General features: G+C 40.8%; 21 protein-coding genes. All 21 read right to left on the bottom strand.

Going from position 1 to position 19,328, the window contains the following annotated elements; translation table 11 throughout:
- Nucleotides 1–14: 14 nt before the first annotated feature.
- A complete protein-coding gene (locus tag BK139_RS15585; protein ID WP_076260485.1) occupies nt 15–1,121 on the bottom strand; it encodes a prephenate dehydrogenase in 1,107 nt (368 codons plus the stop codon).
- A gap of 95 nt (nt 1,122–1,216) precedes the next feature.
- Complete coding sequence (gene hisC, locus BK139_RS15580; RefSeq protein WP_076260482.1) at nt 1,217–2,317, bottom strand: histidinol-phosphate transaminase; 1,101 nt, start codon at nt 2,315–2,317, stop codon at nt 1,217–1,219.
- 87 nt (nt 2,318–2,404) lie between these two features.
- Nucleotides 2,405–2,779, bottom strand: coding sequence for a chorismate mutase (gene aroH / locus BK139_RS15575; RefSeq protein WP_076260480.1), 375 nt, complete (start codon nt 2,777–2,779; stop codon nt 2,405–2,407).
- 274 nt (nt 2,780–3,053) lie between these two features.
- Nucleotides 3,054–4,130 carry a 3-dehydroquinate synthase gene (aroB, locus tag BK139_RS15570; protein ID WP_076260478.1) on the bottom strand — a complete coding sequence of 359 codons (1,077 nt, stop codon included), beginning with the start codon at nt 4,128–4,130 and terminating at the stop codon, nt 3,054–3,056.
- Nucleotides 4,130–5,302: a chorismate synthase gene (aroC, locus tag BK139_RS15565; RefSeq protein WP_076260476.1), complete on the bottom strand. Its 1,173-nt coding sequence runs from the start codon at nt 5,300–5,302 to the stop codon at nt 4,130–4,132. The genes aroB and aroC overlap by 1 nt, the downstream gene beginning before the upstream one ends.
- A 201-nt stretch (nt 5,303–5,503) precedes the next feature.
- Nucleotides 5,504–6,277 (bottom strand): CheR family methyltransferase, encoded by a 774-nt coding sequence (locus tag BK139_RS15560; protein WP_076260474.1) that lies wholly within the window; start codon nt 6,275–6,277, stop codon nt 5,504–5,506.
- 120 nt (nt 6,278–6,397) lie between these two features.
- Complete coding sequence (gene ndk / locus BK139_RS15555; protein ID WP_035330143.1) at nt 6,398–6,844, bottom strand: nucleoside-diphosphate kinase; 447 nt, start codon at nt 6,842–6,844, stop codon at nt 6,398–6,400.
- A 166-nt stretch (nt 6,845–7,010) separates the two neighbouring features.
- Complete coding sequence (gene hepT / locus BK139_RS15550) at nt 7,011–7,973, bottom strand: heptaprenyl diphosphate synthase component II (RefSeq protein WP_076260472.1); 963 nt, start codon at nt 7,971–7,973, stop codon at nt 7,011–7,013.
- 80 nt (nt 7,974–8,053) lie between these two features.
- The gene (gene menG, locus BK139_RS15545; protein WP_076260470.1) at nt 8,054–8,755 is read right to left on the bottom strand and encodes a demethylmenaquinone methyltransferase; all 702 of its coding nucleotides are present in this window, start codon (nt 8,753–8,755) and stop codon (nt 8,054–8,056) included.
- Between the two features lie 3 nt (nt 8,756–8,758).
- Complete coding sequence (locus BK139_RS15540; RefSeq protein ID WP_076260468.1) at nt 8,759–9,568, bottom strand: heptaprenyl diphosphate synthase component 1; 810 nt, start codon at nt 9,566–9,568, stop codon at nt 8,759–8,761.
- 280 nt (nt 9,569–9,848) lie between these two features.
- On the bottom strand, nt 9,849–10,085 hold the full coding sequence (mtrB, locus tag BK139_RS15535; RefSeq protein ID WP_048008168.1) for a trp RNA-binding attenuation protein MtrB: 237 nt from the start codon (nt 10,083–10,085) through the stop codon (nt 9,849–9,851).
- Between the two features lie 120 nt (nt 10,086–10,205).
- Nucleotides 10,206–10,772: a GTP cyclohydrolase I FolE gene (gene folE, locus BK139_RS15530; protein WP_035330138.1), complete on the bottom strand. Its 567-nt coding sequence runs from the start codon at nt 10,770–10,772 to the stop codon at nt 10,206–10,208.
- 222 nt (nt 10,773–10,994) lie between these two features.
- Complete coding sequence (hbs, locus tag BK139_RS15525) at nt 10,995–11,267, bottom strand: non-specific DNA-binding protein Hbs (protein ID WP_009332755.1); 273 nt, start codon at nt 11,265–11,267, stop codon at nt 10,995–10,997.
- Between the two features lie 590 nt (nt 11,268–11,857).
- Nucleotides 11,858–13,336, bottom strand: a complete 1,479-nt coding sequence (gene spoIVA / locus BK139_RS15520) for a stage IV sporulation protein A (RefSeq protein ID WP_076260466.1) — start codon at nt 13,334–13,336, stop codon at nt 11,858–11,860.
- A gap of 350 nt (nt 13,337–13,686) precedes the next feature.
- Nucleotides 13,687–14,400, bottom strand: a complete 714-nt coding sequence (locus BK139_RS15515) for a hypothetical protein (protein ID WP_076260463.1) — start codon at nt 14,398–14,400, stop codon at nt 13,687–13,689.
- 25 nt (nt 14,401–14,425) lie between these two features.
- On the bottom strand, nt 14,426–14,629 hold the full coding sequence (locus BK139_RS15510) for a DUF2768 domain-containing protein (RefSeq protein WP_076260460.1): 204 nt from the start codon (nt 14,627–14,629) through the stop codon (nt 14,426–14,428).
- Between the two features lie 243 nt (nt 14,630–14,872).
- Nucleotides 14,873–15,934 carry an NAD(P)H-dependent glycerol-3-phosphate dehydrogenase gene (locus BK139_RS15505; protein ID WP_175609138.1) on the bottom strand — a complete coding sequence of 354 codons (1,062 nt, stop codon included), beginning with the start codon at nt 15,932–15,934 and terminating at the stop codon, nt 14,873–14,875.
- A gap of 95 nt (nt 15,935–16,029) precedes the next feature.
- Entirely contained in the window at nt 16,030–17,340 is a 1,311-nt protein-coding gene (gene der, locus BK139_RS15500) for a ribosome biogenesis GTPase Der (protein ID WP_076260458.1), read from the bottom strand.
- Between the two features lie 240 nt (nt 17,341–17,580).
- Nucleotides 17,581–17,766 (bottom strand): capping complex subunit for YIEGIA, encoded by a 186-nt coding sequence (locus BK139_RS15495; RefSeq protein ID WP_048008161.1) that lies wholly within the window; start codon nt 17,764–17,766, stop codon nt 17,581–17,583.
- Between the two features lie 3 nt (nt 17,767–17,769).
- Nucleotides 17,770–18,657 (bottom strand): YIEGIA family protein, encoded by an 888-nt coding sequence (locus BK139_RS15490; RefSeq protein ID WP_076260456.1) that lies wholly within the window; start codon nt 18,655–18,657, stop codon nt 17,770–17,772.
- On the bottom strand, nt 18,654–19,262 hold the full coding sequence (locus BK139_RS15485) for a YphA family membrane protein (RefSeq protein ID WP_076260453.1): 609 nt from the start codon (nt 19,260–19,262) through the stop codon (nt 18,654–18,656). Before BK139_RS15485 ends, BK139_RS15490 begins: the two co-directional genes overlap by 4 nt.
- Nucleotides 19,263–19,328: the final 66 nt, after the last annotated feature.

Genomic DNA, 19,328 nt, shown 5'->3' with positions numbered 1-19,328 from the left:
TTAATAAATTCGCTCTATAGACCGATGGTTGTTTCATAGCTTGTATACTGTTCCAGGCAATTGATTGCCCGATCCCTGTCCTCTTCCGTTTGAAAGCTTATAACCAGAACTCCATAAATTTCTTCCCTTGTCTCCAGGATTCGGATATTCGTAATGCTGATTTCTTCCTTGGCCAAATATCCAGTGATTTCTGAAATGACACCAGGGTAATCCGGTACATCCACGAACAGATCATAAAATGCCGGAATTGCGCCTTTTTCTTTTTGCGGCAGCTCATCCCTGAACATCTTTGCATGGGAAAAATATTCAAATATGCCCTCACTGTTTTCCTGTCTGAGGATTGATTTTACTATCTCCATTTCTCCCTGCCAATCCTCCATTAACTTAAGCAGCACTTCTTTATTCTGAAGAAGAATATCCCTCCACATAGCAGGGCTGCTGGAGGCAATCCTGGTAATATCCCTGAAACCTCCAGCTGCCAGTCTTGGAATCAGCTTGTGCGAACGGCTTGTCTTTTCTGCCTGATGGACCAGGGAAGCAGCTATCATATGCGGAAAATGGCTGACGATCCCGGTTATATAATCATGTTCATCGGGAGCTATGGTAAGAAATTTCGCTTTTGTTCCCGAGAGCCATTCCTTTAACCTTTCAACCTCTGACAGAGCAATATGCTCTTCAGGAGTGAGCAGATAAAAGGCATTCTCAAAAAGCAAATCTTTTGCTGCAGTGACACCGCTCTTATGAGAGCCAGCCATTGGATGCCCTCCGATAAATGTAATTCCTTTTTCCTTTAGTACCTTTGCGCAGCTGACAATTTCCTTTTTTGTGCTGCCAGCATCCGAAATAATGACGTTGTTTTTTAATTCACATTCTACTAAGATATGTATAATTTTTTGAGTCTCCTGTACAGGTGCAGCTATTAAAATTAAATCTGCGTCCCTTGCCCCATCTTTAATAGTAGCAGAAATTTCGTCTGCGACCCCCAGCATTTCGGCAAGGCGCCCCTGCTCTTTATTTACATCAAAGCCAATGATCGTGCTTTCACTATGTTTTCTTTTTATTGATAAGGCCAAAGAACCTCCGATCAAACCAAGGCCAATAATAAAGATCTTCCCTCTCATCCTCTCACCGCCTTTATTAAAAATAATTCAGAGGCATCATGATGCCTCTGAATGGTTATCAAAATAGTGTTCAATACTGCTAACCTAAAATTTCCCTAAAATGCTGCAGCCTGCTTTGCAAGATATTGATCCATAGCGGCAAGCACACCATCATTCTGTTCCTTAGAACCTACCGTGACACGGACATAGCCCTGGAAGCCAAGTGCCTTGCCGGAACGGACGATATACCCTTTTTGAAGCAAAAATTGAAATACTTCATCTGAATCGGCATTAAAGTTCATTAAAATAAAATTCCCCTGTGAAGGATAATAACCCAGTCCGTGCTCTTCACAGAAAGCATAGAATTGTTCCAGCCCTTCGCGATTTTTCTGTTTGCACTCTTCAATGAAATTCTGATCCCCTATGGCTGCAGCAGCGGCAGCCTGAGCAAACTTATTAACATTAAACGGCTCTCTTACCGGTTCCAGAGCTCTGATAGTTTGAGGATCCGCAATTCCATAGCCTACCCGCAGGCTTGCTAATCCATATATTTTAGAGAACGTTCGCAGGACAATCAAATTTTTAAAATTCCCGATTAAATCCAATGAATTGCAGTAATCCTCTGCTGTAACATATTCATAATAAGCTTCATCAAGGACAACCAATACATCTTGAGGCACCTTTTTCAGAAATGGAAGCAATGCAGACTCATTAATATAGTTCCCTGTCGGATTGTTTGGACTGCACACCCAAACTACAGCAGTTTTTTCATCGATGGCAGCCAGCATTCCATCAAGGTCATGCTCACCTTCAACCAGTGGAATTTCCCTGATTTCCGCACCTTCTACCACAGCATTATGCCTATATTGCGGAAATGTTGGCGCCGCCATAACAGTATTGGTTTCCGGACTTAATAAAGCTCTGGAAATCATTTGAATAATTTCATCCGAACCATTGCCAAAAATCAGCTGGTCTTCCTGTATGCTTAAGTGCCCAGCCAAAACCGACCGCAGCTCAGAAGCATAACCATCGGGATACAGGGCAAAAAATGATGGCGACTGATTCATCGTAAAAAGAACTTTTTCAGAGCATCCAAAAGGATTCTCATTTGAAGCAAGCTTAACTATTTGATTCAGTCCATATTCCTTTTTTACTTGATCAATTGATTTTCCCGGCTGGTAAGGAGTTAAATTCAACAGCTGTTCCTTCCATTTCATTCAAATCCACCTCTTTTTTTATCGCTTTCACTAATTATCGTATTAAAGTGTTGTTGATCTGCTCCTATATTATCACAAAACTCTCCATTAAGAAGAGTTCGTGGTATTTAGATCTGGCCGAAGCTTGATGGCTCCACGCAAATAAATATGGCGGATATTCTGCTGAGGTGCATCTGTATTCACATGCATCATTAACCGGATACAATTAGGGAGTGATCCTTCAACAGGAATTTCTTTCATGCACATGACAGGAACATATGTCCAGCCTTCTATTGAACGGATTGCCTTTGCGGGAAAGGCTGCTGTTAATTCTTCCGTAACGGATATAAAGACAGAAGCTACATTTTCAGATAAAATCTTATTCTCCTGAATCATTTGCCTGATCAGCAGCTCAGTCGCTTCTAATATCTCAGCTTCACAATTCTTACCTACGGTGACGGCTCCCCTCACCCCTCGAATCACTTGCAGCACCTCCCATTGCTGTTTTGTCAGCCTTTTTATCGCAGTCTAACGGGCAGTAAGACCCCCACTTCAAGACTTAGTTGAATCAAAGAAGGATAAGTGGAGGTCAACTGCCCGTAAGGCCCGAAGAACAAAGACTAAAAACGTCACATCCTGTGGCAACGTCTTTGTGACCCACTTCCTGTGGGCCTCAACTAACAATCAGCGGGGGATAAAGCCCCCCCCCCACTGATTGAAGTTTCACTTTATCTCTTAGTCATATAGTCAAGCCTATTTATTTTGTAAAAAGATCAAGCTCCCGCAAAATCAGGTCATCAGAAACCTGATATATGACAGGCTTACCCACTTCCTCTAAAAGGACAAAGCGGACATTCTGGCCTTCTGATTTTTTATCCTGCTTCATCCGCTCAAGCAGTTTTGAATGTGATAAATCTTCAGGGAGATCTGTTTTGTAGCCAAGCTGATCAAGCCAGCGCTTGAATTCGTTAACATCAAAGCAAAGATTCAGCAGTGTTTTACTTAATTGAAGTGCGAATAGCATACCTACTGCAACAGATTCGCCATGTGTCCATTCCCCATAGCCTTTCTCCGCTTCAATTGCATGGCCCAGGGTATGGCCGAAATTCAGAAATGCCCGAACCCCGGCTTCCTTTTCATCCTCTGCAACGATCCTGCCTTTAATCTCTATTCCCTTTGTGAGCATCTTGCTTAATTCATCAGAGGGAAGGCTCTCAAGGGTAAGGATGTTGTTTTTAAGGTTCAAATAAAAGTATCTATCATCTATAAGGCTATGCTTTATGACTTCTGCAAACCCTGAGCGCAGCTCTTTTTGAGGCAGGGAATCAAGAAACGCAAGGTCATAAAATACTGCCTGGGGCTGGTAAAAAGACCCTACCATATTTTTTCCTGAAGGATGGTTGATGGCAACTTTTCCTCCCACAGCGCTATCATGTGCCAGGATGGTAGTTGGAATCTGAATGAAGGGTATTCCCCTCATAAATGTGGCTGCCACAAAACCTGCCAAATCTCCGACAGCTCCCCCGCCAAATGCCAGGATCAGAGATTTTCGGTCAAGTTTTTGTTCCAGAGCAAATGATAAACACTGGTAGTATACTTCAAAGGTTTTGGCTTTCTCGCCGCTTGGCACTGTACAGACTTTTGGCTCCAGCCCCTTAAGTGCCGCTTCCAGCTCTGGCAGGTGTAAGTCCCTAACTGTTTCATCGGTAATGATCATTACATTCGTCAAGGCTGGAAAAGTATCTTTAATATATGATCCCAATCCTTCAATTGCTCCGGTCCCTATATAAACCGTATAGGCTCTATCGGGTGTTTTGATTAAAATCCTTTTCATTAAAACTCCCTCGCAAATTGCCTTTGCTGTTCAACGGACGCTTTTAATGTCTCAAACCGGTCAGAATAGAACTGGTCTACAATGGCTGAAGCCAGTTCCCAGGCAATCACATTTTCTGCAACGACTGCAGCTGCCGGCACTGCACAGCTGTCAGAACGCTCTATGCTTGCTGAGAAAGGTTCCTTTGTTTCAATATCGACACTCTGCAGCGGTTTATAGAGTGTCGGTATTGGCTTCATTACTCCTCTGATGACGATTGGCATTCCAGTTGACATGCCCCCTTCTAAGCCGCCAAGACGGTTCGTTTTCCGATAATAGCCCTTATCCGGATCCCATGCGATTTCATCATGAACTTCACTTCCAGGCTTCCTTGCAGCCTCGAAACCTATGCCAAACTCCACACCTTTAAAAGCATTAATGCTCACCATTGCACCTGCAAGCTTTGAATCAAGCTTTCGGTCATAGTGTACATAACTTCCAACTCCCGGCGGCATTCCTTCAACAATAACCTCCACTACTCCGCCAATGGAATCGCCATTTTCCTTAGCGGAATCAATCGCAGCCATCATTTTTTGGGCGGCAGCCTGATCCAGGCAGCGAACAGGCGATTCTTCTGTAATTTTCTTTAACTCCTTAAGTGAAGAATAATCTCTTTGGCCTGAAACAACACCGCCAATTTCAATAACATGTGCTGCAACCTCAATCCCCAGCTGAGAAAGCAGTTTTTTTGCAGCTGCACCGGCAGCCACTCTTACTGTGGTTTCTCTGGCTGAAGAACGCTCCAAAACATTTCTCATATCCCTGTGTCCATATTTTAGTGCTCCATTTAAATCAGCATGGCCTGGGCGAGGACGGGAAATTTTTCTTTTCACTTCTGCCTCATCCTCAGTATTAAGAGGATCCTGGCCCATAATTTTTGTCCAGTGCTTCCAATCATTATTCTCAACAACGAGTGCTACCGGGGATCCCAGTGTGTATCCATGTCTGATCCCCGCTGTTATTTGAACAGTATCTTTTTCAATTTGCATCCTTCTGCCTCTGCCATAACCTTTCTGGCGTCTGGCAAGCTCTTCGTTTATATCTGAATCTACGAGCGGCATTCCTGCTGGCAGTCCCTCTATTATAGTAGTCAGCTGCGGTCCGTGAGATTCACCAGATGTAAGATATCTCAAAACTCTTTCCCCCTTCAACTCATTAAAGGATTATGTATCAATATAACATAATGATAAATATAAGAATAGATAAAATTGAAAATTCCTATAATATTTTATTTCTTCTTATGAATGGAGCCATTTTAACACGAATAGTTATTTACTACCAAACTAAAAAACAAAAGAAAAAGAGGATGACCAAATAATCATCCTCCTTGTTTATTATTCTTTTCTATAAAAAAAAGTTTCAGCAGATTCCAGTTGATAGCGGCCTGAGTTAAAAATCTGTTCAGTGCTTCCAACAAAGAATATCCCATCTTTTCTTAATGCACCGCTGAATTTATGATAAAGCTGATCCTTTGCTTCCTCTGTAAAATATATTAGAACGTTCCTGCATACGATAAGATCATACGGACCGCCAAAATCATCTGAAAGGAGATTTTGCTTTTTAAAGGTTACTGTCCTTTTTATATCCTCGGATATTTTATAGAAACTTCCTTCGCGCTGAAAAAACTTTTGTTTCATCATGTCAGGAACTTCATTTAGCGAACGCTCAGGGTAAATACCCATCCGTGCCCTTGCCAGGGCATTTTCATCAATATCAGTTGCAGTTATCCTGATTTCGGACATTGGCAGCATTTTTGATAAAATCATGGCAATTGTATAAGGTTCTTCACCAGTGGAACAGGCTGCACTCCAGATTTTCAGATTCCTATTTTGATCTAATAGTCCGGGCAGAATATTTTTTTCGAGCACCTCCCACCTTTGTGAATTCCGGTAAAATTCGGAAACATTTATTGTCATCCTGTCCAAAAAGTCATTCAGCAGTTCTCTATTATTGACTATCGCGCTAAAAAAACTTCCAAATGATTGAAAGCCTTTTTTCTCATACAGGGATATGAGCCTTCTCTTCATTTGAGCTTCTTTGTACAGAGAAAGATCAATTCCTGTTTTTCTTTTTATATTTTGAATAAATTCCTGATAATCGTCTGCCATTCTATTTCCCCTCTGATATTATCGGTGAGTTTTTTTCTTTTATCGTTATATCCATCCAGTTGAAAAAATGAATTCGGTTACAAAAAAAGCACTTGTCATGGACAAGTACTTTTAAATAAATTAGTTAATCCAGTCATTCATTAATTTTTTGTATTCCACTTTCTCTTCTTCTTTGAAGAAAAGGCCAATTTCACGTTCTGCACTTACAGGTGAATCGGATCCATGGATTACATTTTTTCCAACTGTAATGCCGAAATCTCCTCGGATTGTTCCTGGAGCAGCATCTTTAGGATTTGTTGAACCCATCATCTGACGAGCTGTTGCGATAACATTTTCACCTTCCCACACCATTGCGAAAACTGGTCCGGATGTAATAAAGTCAACAAGCTCTCCAAAGAATGGACGCTCTTTATGCTCTCCATAATGCTCTTCCGCAAGTTCCTGGCTAATGCTCATTAGCTTGCCACCTACTAGCTGAAAGCCTTTCTTTTCGAAACGGGAAACGATTTCCCCGATTAAATTGCGCTGTACACCGTCTGGTTTAACCATTAAAAAAGTTCTTTCCATTGAATTCCACTCCTAAAACTTATGTATAGTTATAATGTTAATCCACGAAAATATTAACATTGTTTTGAAAATTTAGCAACAGAAATTTGAAAGCGCTTTTAATTTTAACTTCCCAAAAACAGAAATTGCCGGCACCCGGTAGAGTGCTGGCAATAGATACAGTAAATTAAAATTTTCTTTTGCCTATAAATTTTGCAATATCCCGTAAAGCTTTCTTGGACCTGGAATGAGGCAGCTCTTCGAGTACCCCTAAAGCTTTCTGCAGATATTTATCACTAATTTGAAGAGACTTTTCAATTGCACCGGAGTCTTTGACCAAGGCAATTATGTTCTCTATATCACTTCTTTCAGTTCCTTCGTGGACTCTCCTGATTTGTTCGGAGATTCTATGATCCTCCATTGCAAATAAAGCAGGAAGGGTAATGTTTCCCTGATGGAGATCTCCTCCTGCCGGCTTGCCAAGTTCTTTTTCTGTGCCGACAAAATCCAGGACATCGTCGATGATCTGATAGGACATTCCCACATAATAGCCGAATTTAAAAAGTTTTCTATGTATATCTTCCTCTACATTAGCCGCAATTCCTCCAAGCTGACAGCTCACAGCAATCAGCATGGCTGTTTTCCTTTTAATTCTCCGGAAATATGTCCTGATATTCTGGTCATAGTTATACTTATCTTTAATTTGCTCTATTTCGCCTATACACAGCTCCACAAGTGTATGAGAGAGAATTTTATGGGCATGCGGATTTTCCACATTTGTAATTAATTCCAGTGCACGCGCAAAAATATAATCACCGGTATACATGGCAATTTTATTATCCCATTTTGCTTTGATGGTAGGCTGTCCCCTGCGCAGTTCTGCATCATCAATAACATCATCATGGACAAGCGACGCCATATGGATAAGCTCCAGTGATACAGCTACGTTTTTAATTTTATCAATATCGTATTCTCCGAACTTCGCAGCCAGCAAAACGAAAACTGGGCGGATTCTTTTCCCCCCGGCCTGCAGCAGATGCAGGGAAGCCTGATGCAATAGGGGAGACTCAGCTTTAATCGTCTCCTCCAACTCGTTTTCTATAACATTTAAATCTGAATTTAAAAATGAATACATCATTTTCAATTTCATTGAATACTCACCCAGCTTATCGATCCCGTCTGATCTATTCTCTATCTTCCATGAGAAACATACAGAACAAGTTATTATTTTTATTTCGTTCCAATGTGTACGGCAGCCACTCCGCCGCTATAAGGCTTGAATGTAACGTTATTAAAGCCTGCTTCCTCGAACATTCCTGCAAGTTCTTTCATCCCGGGAAAGTCTCTCGCAGATTCCTGCAGCCAGGAATATTCATTAAAACTTTTGGCAAAAAGCTTTCCGAACATAGGCATAATAAAGCGGAAGTAGAAATAATATGCCTGCTTGTATCCGAACATTGTTGGCTGAGAAGTCTCCAGACAAACTGCTAACCCCCCCGGCTTTACAACACGGTGCATTTCTTTTAACACCTGCAGGTAATCCGGAACGTTGCGCAGACCAAAACCGATTGTAACATAATCGAAGGAATTGTCAGCGAAAGGAAGCTCCATTGCATTACCATGGACAAGCTCAACTTGCTTCAGTTTCCGCTCCTTGATTTTTTCCTCACCGATTTTCAGCATATTTTTGCTGAAATCCAAGCCTGTCACTTTACCGCTTTCACCTACGGCTTCAGCGAGCGCAATGGACCAATCGGCTGTACCGCAGCATACATCAAGCGCTTTTGCACCTTTTTGAACATTCATCTTTTTCATTGTATCTTTGCGCCATCTTAAATGCTGCTGAAAGCTGATAACCGAATTCATTTTATCGTAGTTGCCATAAATCTTTTCAAATACGCTATGAACACGTTCTTCTTTTGATTGCTGCATATTTTATCCTTCTTCCACAAAAGTTTTAGCCACAGACTGATTATTATTGAAAATGCAGTGAATACGCTGCTCTAATAATTCATTTGCCATAGGAAATTTAAGCAGTGATTGATCGACAATATTCCTTGAAAAATCAATATACCTGTCGCAAATGAGAATTAAATATTTCCGCTGCTCAGCAGACATCTCTTTCACTTTTGGGAAAGTCAGCTTTTTAAGCGCTTCAAAAACAACTGAGGTGCCTTCCTTCATGAACTGCTGCTTCTCCATAATCAGGCGCTTAATGAATAAAAGATTGGATATTACGTCTTTCCATGCTGTTTTGCTGAATGCATCAGCCAGCTTTTCAAAAAGTGAAGCCTCTACTTTCCTGACTGAACTCATCAGAGTGTCGACCGCTTCAGGAGATTTCTGATATAGTGAAATTTTATGCTCATTTACATCTTTGATCCCATCTGCGAAGACCCTGATCATGTTGATATCATCAAGAGCTGCGAGAATCTTGTAATATAATCCGCTGTAATAAACACCAGCAAGGACAGTAAGCTGTCTATGTTTAAGACCTTTGTCTTCAGATTCATCGTTCTTAACAAGTTCGTGGGTATCAAGGGCGATTTGGATAAGCATTGCAGTTACTGCATATTTTTCTGCTTTTGATTCAGGTATCTCCACATCATCAAGTAAAGAGATAAAAAGCAGAAGCTTGTCTTCATCAATAACAGGTGAATCAATATACCTGAGCAGATAAGGGTGGTTAACTTTTTTTTCAATCTGTTCTTTCACATCTGCTAATTTAATCTTCACATCATGCATGCCATCACCCTTGTTTCCCCTTAATTTTCTTTTCCCAACCGCTATTTCTCCATGTGAATACTGCGACAAAGAGAACGGATACAAAACGCCTTACACATTATTATCTATTTTTAGCAAATTCATGGTTTCCTATTAAATATAAAACGGGCAAAAAAACCTTTTACCCGGTATCTTGTATTCAAGAGAATTATTCAAGCAGAGACAATTATATCATAAATGACAGGAACATGTCAGGACATTATCTTATGAAAATATTCTGCCCTTCAATTCCAGGGGAAAGCTATTTCTTAGCCTCACTTTCAAGTTCTCCATAGCTAGTCATGATCCTGGCATTCCCCCGGATCTTAATCGCAGAAGTATGCTCAGTAAATTGCGCAATCATGACTTCTCCCTGGTCAAGTTTTTCTGAATGGTGGAATCTTGTATCGGATCCTCTTGTTAACCCTATTACATTAACACCGTCTTCTTTTGCTTTAATTACAATATAATCGTTTCCTGATGGATTCTTCTTTTCCATTCATACCATCCTTTGCTAAATGTTGGTGATTGATAATTATTTACAAAAAAAGGCTAAAAGTTTTATCTTTCAGCCTTTGACCTGTTTATTGCCTAAATTCATTCATAAACAGAGTCCATATTATTGTTTTATCAGTGAAAGGACTTCTGCACGTGCTCTTGCATCCTCTGCAAATACGCCTCTTACTGCTGATGTCACCGTTTTTGAACCGGGCTTTTTAACTCCTCGCATTGTCATGCACATATGCTCTGCTTCCACAACAACCATCACACCATGCGGCTCAAGCTTTTCCAGGATCGAATTTGCTACAGTAGATGTAATGCGTTCCTGAAGCTGAGGACGTTTCGCAACTGCCTCTACAGCTCTGGCAAGTTTGCTTAAACCTGTTACTCTGCCATTCCGCGGAATGTATGCTACATGGGCAACCCCAAAGAAAGGCACAAGATGATGCTCACACATAGAGTAGAATGGAATATCTTTAACTAAAACAAGCTCTTCATGGTCTTCGCCAAATACTGTTTCAAAGTATTCTTTAGGATCCTGGTTCAGTCCCATAAAAACTTCTTCATACATTTTAGCGACTCGCTTTGGTGTATCAAGAAGTCCTTCCCGATTTGGGTCTTCACCGATTGCTTCCAATATTAAACGCACCGCATCTTCGATCTGGGCACGATTTACCTCTGCCATAATTATGCCTCCTATGTATTAACACTGTGGTAATAATATGTTCATATTAGCATAACCCCCTCATTCAGGCAAAACTGAAACTTCTTTCTAAGAGTTCTAATAAAATACCTGGAACAGGGTGAATCCTCTGCTTTTTAAGGGCCAGTAACGCAAAAAAAGAAAAAACCGCGAATATATCGCGGTTTTTAGCTCAAGCATAAGCTTTAAGCACTTGTATGTAGATTATTTAACTGCATCTTTAAGCGCTTTGCCTGGTTTGAAAGCAGGAACTTTGCTTGCAGCGATTTCGATTTCTTCGCCAGTTTGCGGGTTGCGTCCTTTGCGGGCAGCACGTTCGCGAACTTCAAAGTTTCCGAAACCGATTAGTTGTACCTTATCACCATTTTTCAAAGCATCAAGGATTGTATCGAAAACAGCATCAACTGCTTTAGTCGCGTCTTTTTTAGAAAGTTCGCCAGCCTCAGCAACTGCGTTAATTAGTTCTGTTTTGTTCATGCCTTTCACCTCCTCCCAAATATGGATAAAACCCAGTAAAATAAGATTCCTTACATACATTTGTAAACAAAATTACTGAATTCTATACGTTATGGCGTGTTTTTGTTTAACAAGCCTTATATTAAATGATAAATTGAAATTTTTCAATCAAAAAATCATTATAAACCCTTTTAAAATAAGGGTTTGGCCGCCATAACGGTAATTCTGTTAAAAGATTATCACAATCAAATGCTGTTATCAAGAATATTTCATGATTTAATGGGAATCTTTTCTTATCTGCAACATATTTGTAATACGCTGACCTGGTTTTAATACCCTAAGCGTGCGGGTTGAAACATATTTTTTCAAATTGCAAGGTTTGCCATTTCCTTTAAGGTGCTCTGGGTTCGGACTTAGAACATTGGATTTTAGCTTTTTATGTCCGAAGTTGGCGCAGGTTCTGACTCAGTTCACTGGATTTTCCCTTTTTGTGTTCGAAGTTGGCACGGGTTCTGACTCTGAGCACTGGATTTCCCCATCTTTGTCCGAGGTTGGCACAGATCTCGACTCATTCCGCCGCCAATAAAAAAAGACTCCAAAAGGAGCCTTCATTAAAGAATTATCGCAATTAATCCGCCAGAGCCTTCGTTGATGATTCTTTCTAAAGTCTCTTTGAGTTTATATCTTGCGTTTTCAGGCATTAGGGACAATTTTGCCTGAATTCCTTCTCTTACGATGGAGCTGAGGCTGCGTCCAAAGATGTCGGAGTTCCAGATTGAAAGCGGATCATCTTCAAAGTCCTGCATCAGGTATCGGACGAGTTCTTCGCTTTGCTTTTCCGTTCCGATGATAGGAGAGAACTCAGATTCCACATCTACTTTTATCATATGAATGGATGGAGCAACAGCCTTAAGCCTTACACCAAAGCGTGATCCATGACGTGTAATTTCCGGTTCATCGAGGCTCATATCAGCCAGTGAAGGAGCAGCAATGCCGTAGCCGGTTTGCTTCACCATTCTCAGTGCATCGGAAATTTGGTCATACTCTGCTTTAGCATGGGCAAATTCCTGCATCAGCTCAAGCAAGTGGTCTTTTCCGCGGATTTCAACACCCACTATCTCTTTAAGGACCTCATCGTAAAGATCGTCCGGCGCATATAAATCAATTTCGGCTACTCCCTGCCCCATTTCAATTCCTGCAAGGCCTGCCCGGTCAATGAATTCAAAGTCGCTGAATTGATGGACCACACGGTCAACATCTCTTAGCCTCTTAATATCCTTAACCGTTTCTTTAACTGCTTCCTGATAGCTTTCACGAAGCCAGTGATCTTCATGCAGCACCATTACCCAGCTTGGAAGATTTACATTCACTTCCAGTACCGGGAACTCGTAAAGAGCTTCACGCATAACATTTAATACATCTGATTCTCTCATGCCCTCTACGCTCATGGCCAGGACAGGGATATCATATTTTTCAGCAAGATCATTTCTGAGGGCATCCGTATTTGGGTGATGTGGCTGGACGCTGTTAATGATCATGATAAACGGCTTGCCAACTTCCTTTAACTCCTCAATAACTCTTTCTTCAGCCTCAATATAGTTTGCACGCGGTATCTCCCCAATTGTTCCGTCTGTTGTAATTACCACTCCGATTGTAGAATGCTCCTGAATCACCTTTCTTGTTCCTATTTCAGCAGCTTCGTGAAAAGGAATCGGCTCTTCATACCATGGTGTATTGATCATTCTCGGGCCATTTTCGTCTTCATAGCCCTTCGCTCCCGGCACTGTATAACCCACACAGTCCACAAGCCTGATATTTACATCCAGCCCTTCTGCTACATGAACTGTAGCAGCCTGGTTAGGAACAAATTTCGGTTCTGTGGTCATAATTGTCTTGCCGGCAGCACTTTGGGGAAGCTCATCCTGTGTGCGGGCACGTTCTGCTTCGTTTTCCATATTTGGCAGTACAACCAATTCCATGAACTTTTTTATAAATGTAGATTTGCCGGTGCGAACTGCGCCAACTACTCCGAAATATATATCGCCGCCAGTTCTTTCGGCAATATCTTTAAAAATATCAACCTTTTCCAAGTGATCCCCTCCTGAAATCTTGAGTTAATGGGATAATATTATCCTATCTATTATGTTTGGACATTATATGTGTATGATGTTGTCCTACATTGTTATGACAGTTTTTTTCTTTTTTGCCCCCCTATCTAGGAAAGTGCACTGCACCTGTCAGCCCAGCTGGAGAATCTTCAATCCTATAACAGTCTGGAATGGACAGCAGGCCATTCCAAATTTCCTTTTTTATTTACAAACTCACCTGCGCCTTTATTTCTTTGCCTTTATGCTTTTAGTCATTAGTTGAAGAGTGGTTATAAAAATAAATAAAAAATAACCCTTCTCCTACAATATATTTTGCAGGAGAAGGGTTATGACTATTTCACCAAAAAGATTGGATCATTTGTGCCAGGCTCAATTGTATAAGGCAGTGAATAGGCGGGAACAAAATCAGAATCCTCCACAAGAAGACTTCTAATATCCTTTCCAGGTTCAGGTTTGTTCTTCTTATTCTCCAATACCTTATACAAATCAACCCGATAATCTACATATACCTCAGCATTTCCGGTTACGACGTATGGAAGGCTCTGGCCGCTATACGGACTGAGGGCTTTTGGCTCTTCCTTAAATCCTAATTTTTTGAAATCCATTGTATAAACATTTTCAGCAATTTGCTCTTTATATGGCGGGAATCCATGTGCCTTAACCCTCAGGTTAATATCCCTGATTGTTTCCGCAATTCTCAAATCAAAAATTTTCACTTTCGGATCTGTTTCTGCGTCAACAATCACATATTGAAAAACTCCTCCGGATTCAAAAGCATTTCCAGGGGGTTCTGCCATGTATTCCGGAGCAATTTTCTTGAAGTCAATTGGATACTTTTGATAGATAGGGGTTGTCTGGCCCTTGGTTTTTATTGGCAGGAGACCTCCATTTGCTTCCCTATATTGATCCACTGCAGACTGTACAGACTGAATCTGATCCTTATAGGCTATCTGGTTTTGAGATAATTTCTCTTTAGGGTACATACAGCCTGTCAAAATCAAAGCACAGCTTAGTAAAAGCAAAAACATGTTAATAGCTTTTTTCATGTAATCAACCCTTTATGTAAAAGTGCTAGCTGCTTGTCGGACCGCTGAACACGACAATCACTATAATAATTCCGCTTATTATCATTAAAAAGTAGGCAACGATAGCTGTTATAAGCTTAAAAACTCCAGCTTTCAGCTTGTAGCGGCTAAGATAAATCAATATTATGGATAAAAACATGAATCCCATCGAAGCAAGGGATATCCACATTTTCATTAAAGCCGGCGACATACAAATCAACTCCCTTTTCCGAAGTGTATTATACCATATTAAATGGATAAATCTAAAAGCTTTTCATCACGAAAAAATGAAGACAAAAAAAACTGAGGCAAAGAAGGGGCAATTCTTTACCTCAGCCATTTGACTAAATAACCCAGCACCCTGTTCATTACACTAGTTTGCTTCGTTGCATTGTATGCAGGAACCTGCTGTCTCGCATCATCTAATGCCTATATTTTTAAATTTAAATAGATATCAGATTTTTTTATTCCCGCTTTGATCTTCCAAAACGTTAGCAAGGTCTTCCATCTCATGTGTTTTCCCTCTTGCCATCAGTAGATCAACAGCATCCTTCGCATTAACATTATTAAAAAGGACATCATACAGAACATTGGTAATAGGCATTTTTACGTCATATTTTTGAGCCAGCTGATGTGCTGCTTTTGTTGTTCTGACACCCTCTACGACCATGCCCATATTATCCAGGACTTCCTGCAGATTATGTCCTTTTCCAAGAAGGTTGCCTGCTCTCCAATTGCGTGAATGGACCGAAGTACATGTAACGATCAAATCCCCGATTCCAGCTAATCCGGAGAAAGTAAGCGGACTTGCCCCCATCTTCATTCCGAGACGGGCAATTTCAGCAAGACCTCTCGTTATCAGAGCTGCCTTTGCATTGTCTCCATAACCTAAGCCATCTGTAATTCCCGCAGCAAGGGCAATAATATTTTTCAAAGCACCGCCAATTTCCACTCCAATGATATCTGGGTTGGTATATACTCTGAAATTGTTATTAATAAACAGATCCTGAATTTTTTCGGCAGCATTCATATTTTTTGATGATACTGTTACAGTTGTCGGATGTCTGAGACTAACTTCTTCCGCATGGCTTGGGCCAGATAGCACAACTACACTGTCCAGAAGATCTCCGGGCATTTCCTCTTCAATCATTTCAGATATCCTGAGAAGTGAATCAGGTTCAATTCCTTTACTTACATGTACAATAGTTAGGGGCTCTCTTCTAATTCCCTTGATCTTCCCCATTACTTCACGAATGGCCTTTGTCGGAACTGCCAAAATCAGCGTATCTGTTCCGGTTAAAGCCTCTTCAAGCGATGTGTATCCTTTTATTTCTGCAGGCAGCTGTATCCCTGATAAATATTTTTGATTAGTATGGTGCTTATTAATTTCCTCTATCTGATCAGGATTATGGCCCCAAAGTCTGACATCATGCTCATTATCTGCAAGCACCATCGCCAGGGCAGTACCCCAGCTGCCGGCACCAGCTACAGCTACGCTTTCTTTTTTCCGCTCCATTTGATCACTGCCTTTTAATGTATTTGGATGCATCAAAAATTCATCCGATTCTGCAGCCAGACACATTATAAAGCTATCCGGCCGGAGTTATCGCATTATTTTCTTTCCCTTGCAAATATCTTAATAGGTGTGCCTTCAAAACCAAAAGCGTCCCTGATTCGGTTTTCCAGGAACCTTTCATAAGAAAAATGAAGAAGTTCAGGATCATTGACAAATACAACAAATGTCGGCGGCTTTACAGCAACCTGTGTGGTGTAATAAATTCTGAGGCGTCTTCCTTTATCTGTTGGCGTCGGATTCATTGCAACAGCATCCATGACAACATCATTCAGGGCGCTTGTTTCAACACGCAAAGAATGATTTTCACTGGCTGTGTTAATCATTGGAATAAGTGTATGAATACGCTTTTTCGTTTTGGCAGAAAGGAAAACAACAGGTGCATAATCCAGGAATTGAAAATGCTCACGGATATTTTGTTCAAATGCCTTCATTGTTTTCTCATCTTTTTCAACAGCATCCCACTTATTGACAACGATAACAACAGCTCTGCCTGCTTCATGAGCATAACCGGCTATGCGCTTATCCTGTTCAATGATTCCTTCTTCCCCATCAATGACCACCAGGACAACATCGGAACGTTCAATTGCCCTCAAAGCTCTTAGTACACTATATTTTTCTGTTGTTTCATACACTTTCCCTTTTTTTCGCATACCCGCAGTATCAATGATGACATATTCCTGTCCATCCACTTTCACCTTCGAGTCGATTGCATCTCTTGTAGTGCCTGCAATATTGCTGACAATGACCCGTTCTTCGCCAAGCATTGCATTTACAAGGGAGGATTTCCCGACATTCGGACGGCCAATTAATGAAAACTTAATGACATCTTCTCCATATTCACTTTGGCCATGTTTTGGGAAATGCTTGGCAGCTTCATCAAGCAAGTCTCCAAGACCAAGACCATGGGAACCTGAAATCGGAAACGGCTCACCAAAGCCAAGTGCATAAAAGTCATAAATCAAATCCCGCATCTCAGGGTTATCGATTTTATTCACACCCAGAACTACAGGCTTTTTGGCTTTATATAAAATTTTCGCAACTTCTTCATCTGCGCTTGTGACACCCTCTCTTCCGTTCACAAGAAAGACAATGACATCTGCTTCATCTATCGCAATTTCTGCCTGAAGACGAATTTGCTCTAAAAATGGCTCGTCCCCAATATCAATTCCGCCTGTATCAATAATATTAAAATCATGAGTCAGCCATTCTGCAGAACTATAAATTCTGTCCCTGGTCACTCCCGGAATATCTTCGACAATTGATATCCGTTCTCCTACAATTCTGTTAAATATCGTTGATTTTCCAACGTTAGGACGCCCGACAATAGCCAAAACTGGTTTTGCCATGAACATCACCCTTTCGATTCTTTATTCTTAAATTGTTTAACTTTGAGTCTATGTTACAGAAATGCCTGTTACTTAAAGTAAGCATACAGATGGCTGTCCACAATAACACTACATTGATGTTAAAACCATCCAAAGCGCTTTACATTTATAAAATAAACCCTTCTCACAGATAGAAGGGTCTAACTTAGATATTTTAACAAAGAGAAACCTTCACGGCAATGAAAAACTTGGAAACCTCCTTTAATGCTTAACAATTACATATAGTTCTTCTGTTAAGGCATGGGCAATTCCGTCTAGAATTGCTTCAAGATTGGCTGCAATGATTTCCATTTCTTTTTTATCTTCACAATGAAAAACAGCAGTTCCTGAAGGTATCTTGGATGGATTTGTTGTAATTGCAGCCAGTATGTATTTTTCAAGCACCATAAACTAACTTCCTTTCCCGTTCGTTTGCCGTTCAGAAGGCATCCTAATCGCATTTTCGAGTGTCGGGACTGCTTCAATGACTTTTAGGGCTTTATTAATATCCTTTTCCTGGGGCAAAACAAATACTCCTACACGCCCATCATCCAGATCCCTTTTCGCCAGAGGAACAAGCGCAGGAGTCCCGGAATCCCGGTAAACACCCAAAGCCGTAGAAACATCATGCAATATAGCCTGCCTCTGTCCCAGATTGGCAATAGTGGACCGGGCATTGAAATTTTTTGGATTTAAAATAAATCCCATGCCATATCGGAGCACTTCCTCTTGCCTTTCAGGCAAGCCTATATTCATAATGTAAATATTGTCCACATACAAGCCCGCTCCATCAAAACGCGGTTCCATAAATTCAACATCAACAATATCCTTCAGCTTTCCACCCGACATTAATTTCGTGCAAATCAGTATGGCAAGAACGGCTGCCGCAAGACCTCCCCATATATTAAACAGCAGATAGCCTAGAGTACTAAGCAATGATGTGAAGATTACAAGATAATTCCTGCTTTCAAAGGCTATTGCTACACCTTCTATATATGTTTTGCCTCTTGGAACCATTTCATAGCTGTCCAGCTCAGTAAGTGTGTTTCTCTCCATATTTCTGACTTCTCTAAACTGGGATGCTGCAAGAGTCAGAAAGGTGATGGCTGTGAAGTCTTCCTCCATAATTGAAGGAATAGCTACAGTTCCCAGGCCTGCAGCAATGAATCCCAGTGCAACATGTATAATTTTCCCATGCAAATATGTAGGGTATTGACGGTAATCGGTCCGAAGCATATAAATACGGGTCAAGGTTCCTGTTGCCAGACCAAAAAGGATCGGGTACGTGTATTCACTCATGACAATTTTTGTTTCTCCCTTTCAAAATGTTTAAAGTTGGCTTCAATATATTTGACCGTCCAATGTACTGCAATCCATAAAGCAGATATGGAAATTGAAATGCCCATAATATCCAAAAAGGCCAATGACCCAATCGTATACGGAAAGGAAAATGGTTTAAGGATAAAGGCATATAGAAATTCTCCCTGGATTCCCCCGAGCAATATTAACGGCAGCCTGAGCATTCTGTTTTTTTGCAGGAGTACAGCCATATAAACCATAAGGACAGAAAGCATCCATTCCCGGGAAAAAATCACCCAAACAGGATCAAACAGTTCAAAAAGGTGAAATGTGACATAGGCCATCATCAGGATGAATGTGCAAAAAAGGAAATAAAGTTTGCTCAGTTTTTTTAGTCTCCCGGCGTAAATATATAGTGATACAAGCAGAAAAAGTCCAGCGATGCCAATTTCATAATTAAGGATATTAAGTGTCAAGGGTGACAGGATCATTAAACATAAGATCCAGGCAGACAATAAAAACCTGAATTTATTAGTTCGAGCCATAAAAAAAGTCGCCATAATCCAAACCATCCAGGAAATCCAATAAAAAAATAATCCTTCCATCCTCTACCTCCTATCATTTCCATTATGCCTACTTCGTATGTAAATTAACCCTGTAAGTTCAAAAGC

This window comes from Paenibacillus sp. FSL R5-0490 (assembly GCF_001956215.1).
GTDB lineage: Bacteria > Bacillota > Bacilli > Bacillales > Cytobacillaceae > Cytobacillus.
Note: the sequence above shows the minus strand (reverse complement) of the source record. Positions and strands in the feature narration are given on the sequence as shown.

Excerpts from the sequence above, each read along its gene's own strand:
- BK139_RS15585 (WP_076260485.1), bottom strand. The coding sequence starts at position 1,121 with ATGAGAGGGAAGATCTTTATTATTGGCCTTGGTTTGATCGGAGGTTCT.
- hisC (WP_076260482.1), bottom strand. The coding sequence starts at position 2,317 with ATGAAATGGAAGGAACAGCTGTTGAATTTAACTCCTTACCAGCCGGGA.
- aroB (WP_076260478.1), bottom strand. The coding sequence starts at position 4,130 with ATGAAAAGGATTTTAATCAAAACACCCGATAGAGCCTATACGGTTTAT.
- BK139_RS15560 (WP_076260474.1), bottom strand. The coding sequence starts at position 6,277 with ATGGCAGACGATTATCAGGAATTTATTCAAAATATAAAAAGAAAAACA.
- ndk (WP_035330143.1), bottom strand. The coding sequence starts at position 6,844 with ATGGAAAGAACTTTTTTAATGGTTAAACCAGACGGTGTACAGCGCAAT.
- hepT (WP_076260472.1), bottom strand. The coding sequence starts at position 7,973 with ATGAAATTGAAAATGATGTATTCATTTTTAAATTCAGATTTAAATGTT.
- menG (WP_076260470.1), bottom strand. The coding sequence starts at position 8,755 with ATGCAGCAATCAAAAGAAGAACGTGTTCATAGCGTATTTGAAAAGATT.
- BK139_RS15540 (WP_076260468.1), bottom strand. The coding sequence starts at position 9,568 with ATGCATGATGTGAAGATTAAATTAGCAGATGTGAAAGAACAGATTGAA.
- mtrB (WP_048008168.1), bottom strand. The coding sequence starts at position 10,085 with ATGGAAAAGAAGAATCCATCAGGAAACGATTATATTGTAATTAAAGCA.
- folE (WP_035330138.1), bottom strand. The coding sequence starts at position 10,772 with ATGGCAGAGGTAAATCGTGCCCAGATCGAAGATGCGGTGCGTTTAATA.
- hbs (WP_009332755.1), bottom strand. The coding sequence starts at position 11,267 with ATGAACAAAACAGAACTAATTAACGCAGTTGCTGAGGCTGGCGAACTT.
- BK139_RS15515 (WP_076260463.1), bottom strand. The coding sequence starts at position 14,400 with ATGAAAAAAGCTATTAACATGTTTTTGCTTTTACTAAGCTGTGCTTTG.
- BK139_RS15510 (WP_076260460.1), bottom strand. The coding sequence starts at position 14,629 with ATGTCGCCGGCTTTAATGAAAATGTGGATATCCCTTGCTTCGATGGGA.
- BK139_RS15505 (WP_175609138.1), bottom strand. The coding sequence starts at position 15,934 with ATGGAGCGGAAAAAAGAAAGCGTAGCTGTAGCTGGTGCCGGCAGCTGG.
- der (WP_076260458.1), bottom strand. The coding sequence starts at position 17,340 with ATGGCAAAACCAGTTTTGGCTATTGTCGGGCGTCCTAACGTTGGAAAA.
- BK139_RS15495 (WP_048008161.1), bottom strand. The coding sequence starts at position 17,766 with ATGGTGCTTGAAAAATACATACTGGCTGCAATTACAACAAATCCATCC.
- BK139_RS15490 (WP_076260456.1), bottom strand. The coding sequence starts at position 18,657 with ATGAGTGAATACACGTACCCGATCCTTTTTGGTCTGGCAACAGGAACC.
- BK139_RS15485 (WP_076260453.1), bottom strand. The coding sequence starts at position 19,262 with ATGGAAGGATTATTTTTTTATTGGATTTCCTGGATGGTTTGGATTATG.